Annotated in this window: 12 protein-coding genes; 1 reads left to right on the forward strand and 11 read right to left on the reverse strand. The window is 58.9% G+C overall.

Annotated features, from left to right (window positions below):
* Positions 1-501, reverse strand: a complete 501-nt coding sequence (gene rloA2, locus ACODS3_RS07975) for a retropepsin-like aspartic peptidase RloA2 (protein ID WP_201001647.1) — start codon at positions 499-501, stop codon at positions 1-3.
* 185 nt (positions 502-686) lie between these two features.
* Here rloA2 and yihG point away from each other — a divergent pair, with 185 nt between their 5' ends.
* Positions 687-1,586: a 1-acylglycerol-3-phosphate O-acyltransferase, YihG family gene (gene yihG, locus ACODS3_RS07980; RefSeq protein WP_489033958.1), complete on the forward strand. Its 900-nt coding sequence runs from the start codon at positions 687-689 to the stop codon at positions 1,584-1,586.
* Here yihG and ACODS3_RS07985 read toward each other — a convergent pair.
* The 10 genes from ACODS3_RS07985 to ACODS3_RS08030 form a co-directional block, all read right to left on the reverse strand.
* Positions 1,566-2,132, reverse strand: coding sequence for a DUF2780 domain-containing protein (locus tag ACODS3_RS07985; RefSeq protein WP_201001645.1), 567 nt, complete (start codon positions 2,130-2,132; stop codon positions 1,566-1,568). The genes yihG and ACODS3_RS07985 overlap by 21 nt on opposite strands.
* Before the next feature lie 185 nt (positions 2,133-2,317).
* The gene (gene fdhA, locus ACODS3_RS07990) at positions 2,318-3,517 is read right to left on the reverse strand and encodes a formaldehyde dehydrogenase, glutathione-independent (RefSeq protein ID WP_489033959.1); all 1,200 of its coding nucleotides are present in this window, start codon (positions 3,515-3,517) and stop codon (positions 2,318-2,320) included.
* A 149-nt stretch (positions 3,518-3,666) separates the two neighbouring features.
* A complete protein-coding gene (gene purU / locus ACODS3_RS07995; protein ID WP_201001643.1) occupies positions 3,667-4,524 on the reverse strand; it encodes a formyltetrahydrofolate deformylase in 858 nt (285 codons plus the stop codon).
* Between the two features lie 131 nt (positions 4,525-4,655).
* Positions 4,656-5,288, reverse strand: coding sequence for a sarcosine oxidase subunit gamma (locus ACODS3_RS08000; protein ID WP_489033960.1), 633 nt, complete (start codon positions 5,286-5,288; stop codon positions 4,656-4,658).
* A 105-nt stretch (positions 5,289-5,393) separates the two neighbouring features.
* The gene (locus tag ACODS3_RS08005) at positions 5,394-8,414 is read right to left on the reverse strand and encodes a sarcosine oxidase subunit alpha (RefSeq protein ID WP_489033961.1); all 3,021 of its coding nucleotides are present in this window, start codon (positions 8,412-8,414) and stop codon (positions 5,394-5,396) included.
* Positions 8,411-8,707 carry a sarcosine oxidase subunit delta gene (locus tag ACODS3_RS08010; protein ID WP_201001638.1) on the reverse strand — a complete coding sequence of 99 codons (297 nt, stop codon included), beginning with the start codon at positions 8,705-8,707 and terminating at the stop codon, positions 8,411-8,413. The genes ACODS3_RS08005 and ACODS3_RS08010 overlap by 4 nt, the downstream gene beginning before the upstream one ends.
* A 158-nt stretch (positions 8,708-8,865) precedes the next feature.
* Positions 8,866-10,116, reverse strand: a complete 1,251-nt coding sequence (locus tag ACODS3_RS08015) for a sarcosine oxidase subunit beta family protein (RefSeq protein WP_201018264.1) — start codon at positions 10,114-10,116, stop codon at positions 8,866-8,868.
* Between the two features lie 17 nt (positions 10,117-10,133).
* Positions 10,134-11,387 carry a serine hydroxymethyltransferase gene (gene glyA / locus ACODS3_RS08020; protein ID WP_201018265.1) on the reverse strand — a complete coding sequence of 418 codons (1,254 nt, stop codon included), beginning with the start codon at positions 11,385-11,387 and terminating at the stop codon, positions 10,134-10,136.
* 315 nt (positions 11,388-11,702) lie between these two features.
* A complete protein-coding gene (gene alaC / locus ACODS3_RS08025; protein WP_025258199.1) occupies positions 11,703-12,905 on the reverse strand; it encodes an alanine transaminase in 1,203 nt (400 codons plus the stop codon).
* A 312-nt stretch (positions 12,906-13,217) separates the two neighbouring features.
* A complete protein-coding gene (locus ACODS3_RS08030; RefSeq protein WP_201018266.1) occupies positions 13,218-13,961 on the reverse strand; it encodes a TraX family protein in 744 nt (247 codons plus the stop codon).
* Positions 13,962-14,032 lie beyond the last annotated feature (71 nt).

Below are 14,032 nucleotides of genomic sequence, written 5' to 3' on the forward strand. Positions count from 1 at the left end.
TCAGCAATCGGGTTTGTCAGCGGTATAGCGACGCGCCGGGTTTACCGCTGCATCGAACTCGCGCAAGGCCTTGGCGCCGATCAGCAAGGGGTAGTTGAAGTGGCTGCGATCCACCAGATTCACTTCGACAGTGCGCTTCTTGTTGCCCAGGCACAGTTCAAGGTCAACAACAGGACGTTTGGTGGGGTCGATGACTTCATCGTCGTCATCGCCTTCCGAGCGGCCCTTGATCTTGCTGATACGCGAAACCTTGTGCTCATGGACCTTATTGTCCGCGTCCTTGGTGGCCAGACGGAAACGTACCCAGTCCTCGCCATCACGCTGGAACAACTCGATGTCCTTGGCCGACAACGACGCAGTCAGCGCACCGGTGTCCATCTTGGCCTTGAAGGTCTCGCCGATCTCGGGAACCTTGATGTTTTCATAGCGACCATACAGCGTCGGTTCGGCGGCCATGACAGGCAACGCCAGCAGGGACAATAGCGCCAGAATCGGTTTCACGTGGCAGGTTCCTCGCAATGTGCAGCGTCTGATTGACGCCCGGTTTTAGACAGCGAACTTGAAGTTTGTTCGGAGATGATCAGCATAATCGTCAGCGCGTGAAACATTTGTAAGCACCTGTGTAATTGGCGTCGCAGATCAGTGTCTCTATCATTGCCAACCTTGAAGAGACTCAAGAGATCCTTATGCGTCGTGTGCTTTCTGGCTGTTTCGTCACACTGCTTCTGCTGATCAATACCCTCGTACTGATTGGCCCGCTACTGGTTTTCGCGCTGCTCAAACTGTTGTTTCAGGGCCACATGCGTGATCACTGCTCAGCGGCAGTGATGTGGATTGCCGAAACCTGGGCCGAGATCAACAAGCTCATCTTTGGCGCATTCACTCCGACCCGGTGGGAAATTCGTGGCCATGAAGGCCTGCGCAGCGATACGTCTTATCTGCTGATCTGCAACCATCAGTCATGGGTCGATATTCCGGCCTTGATCCAGGCGCTCAACCGCCGCACGCCGTTCTTCAAGTTCTTCCTGAAAAAGGAACTGATCTGGGTGCCGTTCCTGGGGCTGGCCTGGTGGGCACTGGATTATCCGTTCATGAAGCGCTACAGCAAGGCGTTCCTGGCAAAGCACCCGGAACTCAAGGGCAAGGATCTGGAAATCACCAAATCCGCCTGCGAGCTGTTCAAGCGCCAGCCGGTGACCATCGTCAATTATCTGGAAGGCACACGTTTCACCAAAGCCAAGCATGCGGCCCAGGCATCGCCCTACCGCAACCTGCTCAAACCCAAGGCCGGAGGTGTGGCGTTCGTGCTGGCTGCCATGGGTGAACAACTGGATGCGATTCTGGATGTGACGGTGGTGTATCCGGGTTCACGGATTCCGGGGTTCTGGGACATGCTGTGCGGGCGAGTGCCCAAGGTGATCGTCGACATCAAGACCCGCGAACTGGACCCGGCCCTGTGGCAGGGCGACTACGAGAGCGATCCGGTGTTTCGCGAGAAGATCCAGAACTGGGTCAACCAGCTCTGGATCGAAAAGGATGCGCACATCAGCGCATTGCGTACCGAATCAGCTACCGGCGCCCCATAGGCCGCTCAGGCTCTGCAATGCGGAGCCGCTGGCACCTTGCTGACCGAGGTATTGCAGGATCACCGGCACAAACTGGCTGACCATGCTGCTGTCCATACCCAGCGCCTTGAAGGCATTGTTCACGTCGCCCATGCTTTGCACGTTGCCGAGCGCGCTGTTGAGCACAGAATTGCTCCCGGATTTATCGCCACCACCCAGCAGGCTGCCAAGCCCGCTGCCACCCAGACTGTCCAGGGCCGAAACGCCCGACAGTTGATTCAAACCCGGAACGGATTGGGTCAGTTGCGAGTAATCGGCACCGGTCAGTTTGTTCTTCGCCAACCCAAGCAAGGCGCCCGTGCCGCCAACGGCCTGTTCCGGGGTGACGTTCAGTTGTGTGCCAAGGGCATTGAGCAGGCCTGCGGCTTCAGGTGCCGCAGTGGCTTTCTGATTACCGCCTGTGGCGTTGGAAACCGCATTCGCTGCGTCATTCAGATTGAACGCAAAAGCCGGGCTTGCCGCCAGGGCCATCAATGTAGCAAGTGCCATACCGCGAGCAGTATTCATTACAGTCAACCTCTAACCGAAACCATCCAGTGGTGGATGATAAAACAGACGGTTTGACTGGAGGATGGAGGGCTTGTTCCCGGATGTAACGGCTGAAGAGTGGTTCTTTCCCATGAAGACGTGCCGTCTGTGATGATGCCGTCGCGGCCAAGCCCCTCCCTCGGGGGCATTGGCCGCGACAGGGCTCAGGCGGCGCTGAACAGTTTGTGCGGATCGATCACGAATTTCTTCGGCACGCCCGCATCGAACTCGCCGTAGCCACGTGGCGCGTCATCCAGGCTGATGACTTCGACACCCACCACATCGGCGATCTTGATGCGATCCCACATGATGGCCTGCATCAATTGACGGTTGTACTTCATGACCGGCGTCTGGCCGGTATGGAAGCTGTGGGACTTGGCCCAGCCCAGACCGAAGCGGATGCTCAGGCTGCCCATTTTCGCGGCAGCATCCACAGCGCCCGGATCCTCGGTAACGTACAGGCCGGGAATACCGATCTTGCCGGCAACCCGCACCACGCCCATCAACGAGTTGAGAACCGTGGCCGGTGCTTCGGACTGCGCACCTGCATGACCATGGCCACGCGCTTCAAAGCCCACGGCATCGATGGCGCAATCCACTTCCGGTTCGCCCAGCAGCGCGGCGATCTGCTCATGGAGCGGCGTATCCAGCGACAGGTCGGCAATCTCGAAACCCTGAGCCTTGGCATGAACCAGTCGCTTGGGATTCACGTCCCCCACAATCACCACCGCAGCGCCCAGCAAACGTGCCGAAGCGGCAGCCGCCAGACCGACAGGCCCGGCACCGGCGACATATACGGTGCTGCCAGGGCCGACCCCGGCCGTGACGGCGCCGTGATAACCGGTTGGCAGAATGTCGGACAGGCACGTCAGGTCGCGAATCTTCTCCATGGCCGCATCGCGGTCAGGCAGCTTCAGCAGGTTGAAATCGGCGTAAGGCACCAGCACGTATTCGGCCTGGCCACCAACCCAGTCGCCCATATCGACATAACCATACGCCCCACCGGCACGTGCCGGGTTGACGGTCAGGCAGACGCCGGTGTGCTGCTCCTTGCAACTGCGGCAACGACCGCACGCCACGTTGAACGGAACGGATACCAGATCGCCGACCTTTAGATTTTCGACATCGCGCCCGGCTTCGAGCACTTCGCCAGTGATTTCATGACCGAGCACCAGCCCGGTCTGGGCAGTGGTACGACCGCGAACCATATGCTGGTCCGAGCCGCAGATGTTGGTGGAAACAACGCGCAGAATGACTCCGTGTTCGATGCGCTTGCCTCTTGGATCCTGCATTTTCGGGAAAGGAATTGTTTGCACCTCGACCTTGCCAGCGCCGAGATACACCACACCGCGATTACCAGACATGCTTTCACCTCTGTATTTTGTTGTTGGAAAAAAGAGGGGTTAGCTGCAAGTGGCAAGCCTCAAGCGGCAAGAGGATCTCGCCAGCCTTCAGCTTGCTGCTTGTAGCTTTTCGCTTTTCACTTGCAGCTTAAAACTTGCAGCTTGCAGCTTCAGAGCACTACCGTCCTGTTCGCATTCAAGAACACCCGCCGCTCAATGTGATACCCGACGGCGCGTGCCAGTGTCAGTCCTTCGATATCCCGGCCTTTGGCAATCAGGTCTTCGGGGTAATGGCTGTGGTCTACCACTTCGACTCCCTGGGCAATGATCGGACCTTCGTCCAGGTCGTTGTTGATGTAATGCGCCGTGGCGCCCACCAGTTTCACGCCCTTGTTGTAGGCCTGATGGTAAGGCTTGGCACCCTTGAAACCCGGCAACAGCGAGTGATGAATGTTGATCGCCTTGCCGTCGAGCTTGCGGCACAGGTCCGGTGACAGCACTTGCATGTAACGGGCAAGGATCACCAGTTCCGCGCCGGACTCTTCAATGACCTGCCAGACCCTGGCCTCTTGAGAAGGCTTATCGTTCGGGTCGAGTGGGAAATGGTAGTACGGAATTCCGTGCCAGCCAGCCAGAGGCTCAAGATCGGGGTGATTGGAGACCACCGCGACTACATCCATGGACAGTTGATTGATGCGCTGGCGGTAGAGAAGATCATTCAGGCAGTGATCGGCCTTGGAGACCATGATGACGACTTTTGGCCGATAGTTCGGGGCAGTCAGCTCGAAGATCATGCCAAAGGCTTCGCCGCGTTCGGTCAGGCCAGAGCGAAATGCAGCTTCATCGAAACCGTCAGGCTGGCGGAATTCGACGCGAATGAAAAAACGTCCCGACAACCGATCATCGAACGAATGGTGCTCGGTGACATAGCACCCCTGCTCGAACAGATAGCGGGTCACCGCATCCACCGTCCCCAGCACGCTGGGGCAATCGGCAGTCAAAATCCATGTATCGGGGGCGCGACTCATATAAAAGAGACTCCTGCCTCATCAATTGTGATCTGTGGGAGGGAGCTTGCTCGCGACAGCGGTTTTCCAGACAACAAAAATATGTCCATGGCCCGCTATCGCGACTAAAACGGATCGCCGCTCGGCCGCTCCTACGCCTTGATGGTCAATCCGTACTCGGCACTGGCATCCTGCAACCACAGCCACCAGTAATCCGAGAAGCTGCGACGGATCAGCAGCTCCCAGGTTTCTTCGCCGGTGCGGCGGATCACCAGTTGCGACTTGGCGAACACAGTGCCGACGGCCTTGCCCACCGGGAAGTTGTCGGGGTGTACGTCATAGCTGGTGGACTTCATCAGCACGTCACGAACGTTGGGGCCGGTCAGTTCCAGGATGGATTGGCCACCGCTGACATTCACCACCGAGATATGCAGCCCCGCCAGAGCTTCGCGCAGGCGTTGCTCGGTGGCGAACTCTTCGCCTGTGGGCACGATCAGCAGCCACTCGTCCGGGCCAAGCCATTGCAGCGAGCTTTCGCCACTGCTTACCAATGTGAGCGCGGCAGGCAGTTCCATGCCCAGAGCCTTGTGAACTCCGGCAGCAAACGCCGGATCACGGGCGTCGCCACGAAGGGTCAGATGGCCGAGCAGTTTCTTCTCGCGCAGCGTGACGCCGGGATTGGCGCGGCCTTTGCCGACCAGACTGCCGAGGTCGGCGTGGAACAGCGGCGATTCAGCCTTTACGCCCGCTTCGGGGCGCTGTTGGTATACGTTGACTGTGGTCATGGGACACCTGTCATGAATTCTGTTTTGTACTTGTAGGAGCGAATCGGGCGGCGCTCCGCTTATTCGCGAATGAATTCGCTCCCACGGTGTTATCAGGACCGCGTTTTACTCAACGTTCTGCTGATCGCCTTTCGGGTCGAAGAACACCGAAGAAACGATTTCGGCTTCGATCACGCTACCATCGGCCAACGGTGCAAAGACCCGCTCGCCCATACGCTGCAAGCCGCCTTTGACCACACCCAGCGCGAACGAATAACCCAGTGAATTATGGGCATAGCTGGAAGTGACGTGGCCGACCATGGTCATAGGGATCGTCTGTTGAGTGTCAAAGACCAGTTGCGCGCCTTCCGGCAGCCATTTGGTCGGATCGACCGGTTTGAGGCCCACCAGTTGCTTGCGTTGTTCACGCACACAGTCTTCGCGATTCATGCCGCGCCAGCCGATCCAGGAAAACGGCTTGGTACGACCCACGCACCAGCCCATGTTCAGGTCGTCCGGCGTCATCGAGCCGTCGGTATCCTGACCGACGATGATGAAACCCTTCTCGGCCCGCAGCACGTGCATGGTCTCGGTGCCGTAAGGCGTCAGGTTGTACTTCTTGCCGGCCTCGACGATCTTTTCCAGAACGCCCATGGCGTAATCAGCCTGGATGTTGACCTCGTAGGACAGCTCGCCAGTAAAGGAAATACGGAACACCCGCGCCGGCACGCCAGCAACGTGGCCTTCCTTCCAGGTCATGAACGGAAACGCTTCACGGCCCAGATCGATATCGGTCACTTCACTGAGCAGCTTGCGGCTGTTGGGGCCGGACAGCGTCAGGGTCGCGTAATGGTCGGTAACCGAGGTGAAATACACCTTCAGGTCCGGCCATTCGGTCTGCTGATAGATTTCCAGCCATTGCAGAACGCGAGCAGCGCCGCCCGTGGTGGTGGTCATGATGAAGTGGTTGTCAGCGACGCAGGCTGTAACACCGTCGTCGAAGACCATGCCGTCTTCCTTGCACATCAGGCCGTAACGCGCCTTGCCCACATCCAGTTTGGTCCAGGCGTTGGTGTAGACGCGGTTGAGGAACTCCCGGGCATCCGGGCCTTGAATGTCGATCTTGCCCAGGGTCGAGGCATCCAGCAGGCCGACACTTTCGCGCACAGCCTTGCATTCACGGGCGACGGCGGCATGCATGTCCTCGCCGTTTTTCGGGAAGTACCAAGGCCGTTTCCACTGGCCGACATCTTCAAATTCGGCACCGTTCTTGAGGTGCCAGGCATGCAGAGCGGTAAAGCGCACGGGCTCGAAGATATGCCCGCAATGGCGACCGGCTACGGCACCGAAGGTCACCGGCGTGTAGTTCGGGCGGAACATGGTGGTGCCCATCTCGGGGATGGAAACCTTCAGCGAATGGGCAGCAATGGCCAGACCATTGACGTTGCCAAGCTTGCCCTGATCGGTGCCGAAACCCAGTGCGGTGTAGCGTTTGACGTGTTCGACCGACTCGAAGCCCTCGCGGGTCGCCAGTTCGATGGCTGCGGCGGTGACATCGTTCTGCAGATCCACGAACTGCTTGGGCGCACGGGCCGTGCCTTTTTCGTGAGGTACATGGAACAGCGCCAGCGTCGGCTCTTCTGCGCGGCTCAAAGCCTTCGGCATGATGCCTTCCACGGCCTTGAAGCCTGCTTCGCTGGCAGCACGAGCACCGCCTTCAAAGCCGTCGGCCAGCGTATCGGCCAGACTGTAAACACCGTTCACACCGCCGACGCACACACGTTTCTGCGGAGCTTCGCCCGGAACGAAACCGAGGATGTCTTCACGCCAGACCGGCTTGCCACCCAGATGCGAAGCCAGGTGTACGATCGGGCTGTAACCACCGGAGCTGGCAACCAGATCACATTCCAGCCATTCGCCGGGGCTGGTGACGCTCAGTGTCTTGACGTCGATGGCGGCAACACGGGCAGCAGACACCCGCTTGCTGCCACGGGCTTCGATCACGGCGCTGGACGTCAGGATACGAATACCCTTGGCCCGCGCCTCTTCGACCAGCGGGCCACGCGGGTTGTGGCGCGCATCGGCAATCGCCACCACTTGCAGGCTGGCGTCGATCCAGTCCAGAGCAACGCGGTAGGCGTGGTCGTTGTTGGTGGACAGCACCAGCTTGCGGCCCGGAGCCACGCCATAACGACGAACATAAGTGGAAACCGCACCGGCCAGCATGTTGCCCGGCCCATCGTTGTTGCCGTAAACCAGTGGCCGCTCATGAGTACCACTGGCCAGCACGACACGCTTGGCGCGTACGCGATGCATGCGCTGACGTACCATGCCGAGTGGCGCACGATCACCCAGGTGATCGGTCAGGCGCTCATGAATGGTCAGAAAGTTGTGGTCGTGATAGCCGTTGACCGTGGCGCGAGGCAGCAGGGTCACGTTCTTCAGGCCCTTGAGCTCGTCGATAACAGTAGCGACCCATTCAGCAGCCGGTTTACCGTCAAGGCTCTCGCGGCTGTCGAGCAGGCTGCCGCCGAACTCTTCCTGCTCATCGGCCAGAATCACCCGTGCGCCACTGCGCGCAGCAGCCAGGGCAGCAGCCAGACCGGCAGGCCCGGCACCGACGATCAGCACGTCGCAGTGCTGGTTCATCGCATCGTAAGTGTCCGGATCGTTCTCGGTCGGCGAACGGCCAAGGCCGGCTGCCTTGCGGATGTACTTCTCGTAAGTCATCCAGAACGATTGCGGGTACATGAAGGTTTTGTAGTAGAAGCCCGGTGGCATCAGCTTGCCGCCGACCTTGCCGAGAATCCCCATCACGTCATTGTTCACACTCGGCCAGCCGTTGGTGCTGGTCGCAACCAACCCTGAATACAACGCCTGCTGCGTGGCACGCACGTTGGGTATCTGGGTCGCTTCGGTCGCGCCGATCTGCAATACCGCGTTCGGCTCTTCGGAGCCAGCCGCAAAAATGCCGCGAGGCCGGGAATACTTGAAGCTGCGGCCGATGATATCCACACCGTTGGCCAGCAGCGCAGCGGCCAGGGTATCCCCCTCGAAACCCTGATAAGACTGACCGTTGAAGGTGAAATTCAGCACCTTGCTACGGTCGATACGGCCACCGTGGGGCAGTCGGTTTGTCTGGCTCATGCCTTGTCTCCCTTGGCCGTGAACTGTGGCTTGGTGCCAATCGGATAGGTTTCCAGAATCTCGTAGGTCACGGTGTCGCGGGTGGCATTGAAGTACTGGCGGCAACCGGCAGCGTGAATCCACAGTTCGTGGTGCAGGCCACGTGGGTTGTCACGGAAGAACATGTAGTCGCCCCACTCTTCATCAGTGCAGGCGTTCGGGTCCAGCGGACGCGGGATATGCGCCTGACCGGAGCCGTGGAATTCCTCTTCGGAGCGCAGTTCGCCACAGTGAGGACAGAAGATATGCAACATGAAAAGCTCTCCTTCTTAAAACCTCGTGAGAACGTAGCGAGCGAAGGTAATACAAGGCAAAAACAGGCGAGAAAGCGGAGTTTAGAATTCTAAATGAGCATTTCTCGCCTGTTTTTAACGCCGTATTACCGAGCGCAGTAGTTCTCACGTGGTTTTTGTTAGTGGGCGACCGCGGCAGCACCGTGCTCATCAATGAGAGCGCCATTGTGGAAACGCTCGATGGAGAAAGGCTTGGCCAATGGGTGCATTTCGCCCTTGGCAAGGCTGGCGGCAAACACGTTGCCTGAGCCGGGAGTTGCCTTGAATCCACCGGTGCCCCAACCGCAGTTGAAGAACATGTTCGGTACGGGAGTCTTGGAAATGATCGGGCAGGCGTCCGGCGTGGTATCGACGATGCCACCCCACTGGCGGTTCATGCGCACTCGCGACAGCACCGGGAACATTTCGACGATGGCCTGGATGGTGTGCTCGATCACCGGGTACGAACCGCGCTGGCCGTAGCCGACCCAGCCGTCGATACCGGCACCGATCACCAGGTCGCCCTTGTCGGACTGACTGATATAACCGTGAACGGCGTTGGACATGATCACGCTGTCGATGATGGGCTTGATTGGCTCGGAAACCAGCGCCTGCAACGGATGGGATTCAACCGGCAGACGGAAGCCTGCCAGTTTCGCCATGTGCCCGGAGTTACCGGCCGTCACCACGCCGACACGCTTGGCGCCGATGAAGCCCTTGTTGGTTTCTACACCGATGCAGACACCGTTTTCCTTGCGGAAACCGATCACTTCGGTCTGCTGGATCAGGTCCACGCCCAAGGCATCGGCGGCACGGGCAAAACCCCAGGCCACGGCATCGTGACGGGCAACGCCGCCACGGCGCTGGACCGTTGCGCCGATGATCGGATAACGGGTGTTCTTCGAGCAGTCCAGGTACGGAATCTCTTCGGCAACCTGTTTGCCATTAAGCAGTTCGCCGTCCACACCGTTCAGGCGGTTGGCGCTGACCCGACGCTCCGAGTCGCGCATGTCTTGCAGCGTGTGGCACAGGTTGTACACGCCACGCTGGGAAAACATGACGTTGTAGTTCAGGTCCTGAGACAGGCCTTCCCACAGCTTCATTGCATGCTCATAGAGATGAGCCGACTCGTCCCACAGGTAGTTGGAACGCACGATGGTGGTATTGCGCGCCGTGTTACCGCCGCCCAGCCAGCCTTTCTCGACCACGGCCACGTTCTTGATGCCGTGCTCTTTGGCCAGGTAATAGGCCGTCGCCAGACCATGACCGCCACCGCCGACGATCACGACGTCGTAGACTTTCTTGGGCGTCGGCGTGCGCCACATGCGCTGCCAGTTTTCATGATGGCTGAGGGAGTGTTTGAAAAGGCCGAAGCCTGAGTAATGCTGCATGAAAGGCTACTCCTGACTCAGCGATAAACCGGGAAATCGGCGCACAGTGCTGCGACCTGACTGGCGACATTGGCCTCGACATCGGCATCGCCGAGGTTGTCGAGAATGTCGCAGATCCAGCCTGCCAGCTCGATACACTGGGTCACTTTGAAACCGCGACTGGTGACGGCCGGAGTGCCGATCCGCAGGCCCGAAGTCACGAACGGCGACTGCGGATCGTTCGGTACAGAGTTCTTGTTGACGGTGATGTGCGCACGGCCCAGAGCAGCGTCCGCATCCTTGCCGGTCAGGCCCTGACGGATCAGGCTGACCAGGAACAGGTGATTGTCGGTTCCACCCGATACCACATCGTAACCACGGTCCACGAATACCTGCGCCATGGCCTGGGCGTTATCGATCACTTGCTGCTGATAGGCCTTGAAGCCTGGCTCCAGCGCTTCCTTGAAGCAAACGGCCTTGGCGGCGATGACGTGCATCAACGGGCCGCCCTGCCCACCGGGGAATACGGCGGAGTTGAGTTTTTTCTCGAGTTCTTCGTTGGCCCTGGCCAGGATCAGGCCACCACGCGGACCACGCAGGGTCTTATGGGTGGTGGTGGTCACCACATCGGCGTATGGCAGCGGGTTCGGGTACAAGCCAGCCGCCACCAGACCGGCAACGTGGGCCATGTCGACGAACAGGTAAGCGCCCACCTTGTCGGCAATTTCGCGGAAACGCGGGAAATCCAGGGTTTTCGAGTAAGCCGAGAAACCGGCAATGATCATCTTTGGCTTGGTTTCCAGGGCAATACGCTCGACTTCGTCGTAATCGATCAGCCCGGTATTGGTGTCGATGCCGTACTGCACAGCGTTATAAAGACGACCGGAAAAACTGACCTTGGCACCGTGGGTCAGGTGACCGCCGTGGGCCAGGCTCATGCCCAGAACGGTATCGCCAGCTTGTAGCAAGGCCAGATAGACAGCGGCGTTGGCCTGACTGCCGGAGTGCGGTTGAACGTTGGCGTAATCGGCACCGAACAATTGCCTGGCCCGCTCGATTGCCAGTTGCTCGACCTTGTCGACATGCTCGCAGCCACCGTAATAACGCTTGCCCGGATAGCCTTCGGCATATTTGTTGGTCAGCCCGCTGCCCTGAGCCTGCATCACACGCTTGCTGGTGTAGTTTTCGGAGGCGATCAGCTCGATATGGTCTTCCTGGCGCTGCTCCTCGGCATTGATCGCAGCCAACAGTGCATCGTCATATCCCTGAATCTGGTCTTGCTTGCTGAACATCGCGGTTCTCCCAGCGGCGGCGTTGCGCCTGGCTTGTCGGCAGGGCGTTGAGCTGCCCTTTGGATGCGATGGTAGGGCCGACGCAAACCGGCCAAATGCCTATGGACGCCACACAAAGGTGCGTTTACGACATGGCTTGGCGGGGAGAGACAAATCGATTGGCGGGAGCACCTGCCGGTAGGAGCGGATTCATCCGCGAGGCGTCATTGAGGGCGATGTATTTGCTTTGACTGTACGGTGTTTTTTGCGAATGAGCGGAGCGCCGCCCGATTCGCTCCCACGGAGATGCGTGGGAGCGGGTTCACTGATTAAAACTCAGGCAGGCTTGTCAGCGCGGAACATGGTGCGAATGCCACGCACGGCCTGACGGATGCGATCCTGGTTTTCAATCAGGGCGAAACGCACATGGTCGTCGCCATATTCGCCAAAACCGATACCCGGCGACACACAGACCTTGGCTTCGGCCAGCAGCTTCTTGGCGAACTCCAGCGAGCCGAGGTGCGCGTAGGCGGGAGGAATCTTGGCCCAGACATACATCGACGCCTTGGGATTTTCCACCATCCAGCCCAGTTCATGCAGGCCTTTGACCAGCACATTACGGCGCTGACGATACTGCTCGGCAATATCCAGCACGCATTGCTGGTCGCCTTCGAGTGCAGCAATCGCGGCCACCTGCAAGGGCGTGAAGGTGCCGTAGTCGTGATAGCTCTTGATCCGCGCCAGAGCACTGACCAGTTCCGGGTTGCCGACCATGAAGCCGATACGCCAGCCCGCCATGTTGTAGCTCTTGGACAGGGTGAAAAACTCCACCGCAATGTCCTTGGCACCGGGGACCTGCATGATCGACGGAGCCTTCCAGCCGTCATAGACGATGTCGGCATAGGCCAGATCGTGAATCACCAGCACGTCGTATTGCTTGGCCAGTGCGACCACGCGCTCGAAGAAATCCAGCTCCACGCACTGGGCGGTGGGGTTGGATGGAAAGCCCAGGATCATCATCTTCGGCTTGGGGATCGAGCCACGAATGGCCTTTTCCAGCTCGGCAAAGAAGTCCACACCTGGCACCAGCGGTACCGAACGCACCTGGGCGCCGGCAATCACGGCACCGTAGATGTGGATCGGATAACTGGGGTTGGGCACCAGCACCGTGTCGCCCTGATCGAGGGTGGCGAGCATCAGGTGCGCCAGGCCTTCCTTTGAGCCGATGGTGACAATGGCTTCGCTTTCCGGGTCGATATCGACCTCGTAGCGCTTCTTGTACCAGTTGGAAATGGCCCGACGCAGGCGAGGAATACCCCGTGAAGTCGAATAGCCATGGGTGTCTTCGCGCTGGGCAACGGTGACCAGTTTTTCGACGATATGCGGTGGCGTCGCCCCATCGGGGTTGCCCATGCTCAAGTCGATAATGTCTTCACCACGACGACGAGCAGCCATTTTCAGCTCGGCAGTGATGTTGAACACGTAAGGGGGGAGTCGATCTATGCGCGCAAAGCGGCGCGGCAAACCTTGGTCAGCCATGAGTATCTCGCAGACGTAAGCGCCCGGAACCGTCCGAGCGACGTTGGCCACATGAGGCGGCCTGCGGCGAAGATAAGTGCAGTCATGGCAATTTGTCTACAGATATCTGCAGGAGCGAATTCATTCGGGAAAGCATCAGTGGGTCAGATACAGATGTGGCGCCTGGACTGGCCTCTTCCCGAATGAATTCGGTCCTACGGGGTTGAGGGTGTAGTAGGAGCGAATTCATTCGCGAAGGCGTCAGTGGGTCAGATACAGATGTTGCGCCTGAACTGGCCCCTTCCCGAATGAATTCGGTCCTACGGGGTTTGGTTAGAGAGCCAATAACTCTCGCAGCCCCAGCAGGACCAGAAAGTGTCCGGGATAGATCGCATAAGCCCAGCGCCGCATCGGCATGACCGAAAAAACCGGTTTCATACGCAGCAGTGCAATCCCCATCACTGGCGCGATCAGGCAGGCGATGATTGAGCCGATGGAAATCGGGTCGCCCCACGACGCGCCAGCAAACATATCGGGCCAGGCATTGCCTGCGACACAGAGCACCGCTGGAAAAACCGCGTACCAGAGCGGTTTCTGCAAGACCAGCAGCAACACCAGCGGCAGCAGCACACCAGCAAATCCAAACATCAGGTGTTGCTGAAATATCGCGGAAAACAGCAAGGCGGTGATGGCCATGAGTCGGGTCGTGACATTGCGATGTCGCCAGCCCTGCGCAACCAGAAGCCCCAGCAACAAGGTCGGCATCACATTCAGGGTCGTGGCGTCGACCATGAACAGTCGATAGGGAATTTCCGACAGCACCGAGAACGCCAGCACCCATCCCAGATAACGCCATTGCACACGTGGCGTCACCAGTGCCGCGCTACGGCGCGCCAGGTTGACGGCAATCGCCAAACAAAACCATGGAAAGGCCAGGCGCCCCGGCACGTAGAGAACATTCACCGCCCAGCCCACATAGCGCAGGTGATCGAGCACCATGCTCAGCATCGCCAGCCATTTGAGCAGATCCAGCGCCTTGTCGCGTCCCGGTAGAAAAGGCGGGTTTGAAAGATCCATATCGCTCCCGAAAATAAAAGCATTTCAACCATTAACAATGGCATGACCCGACGCCACATTGTTCGCTAAAG

The organism is Pseudomonas sp. FG43, assembly GCF_057809175.1.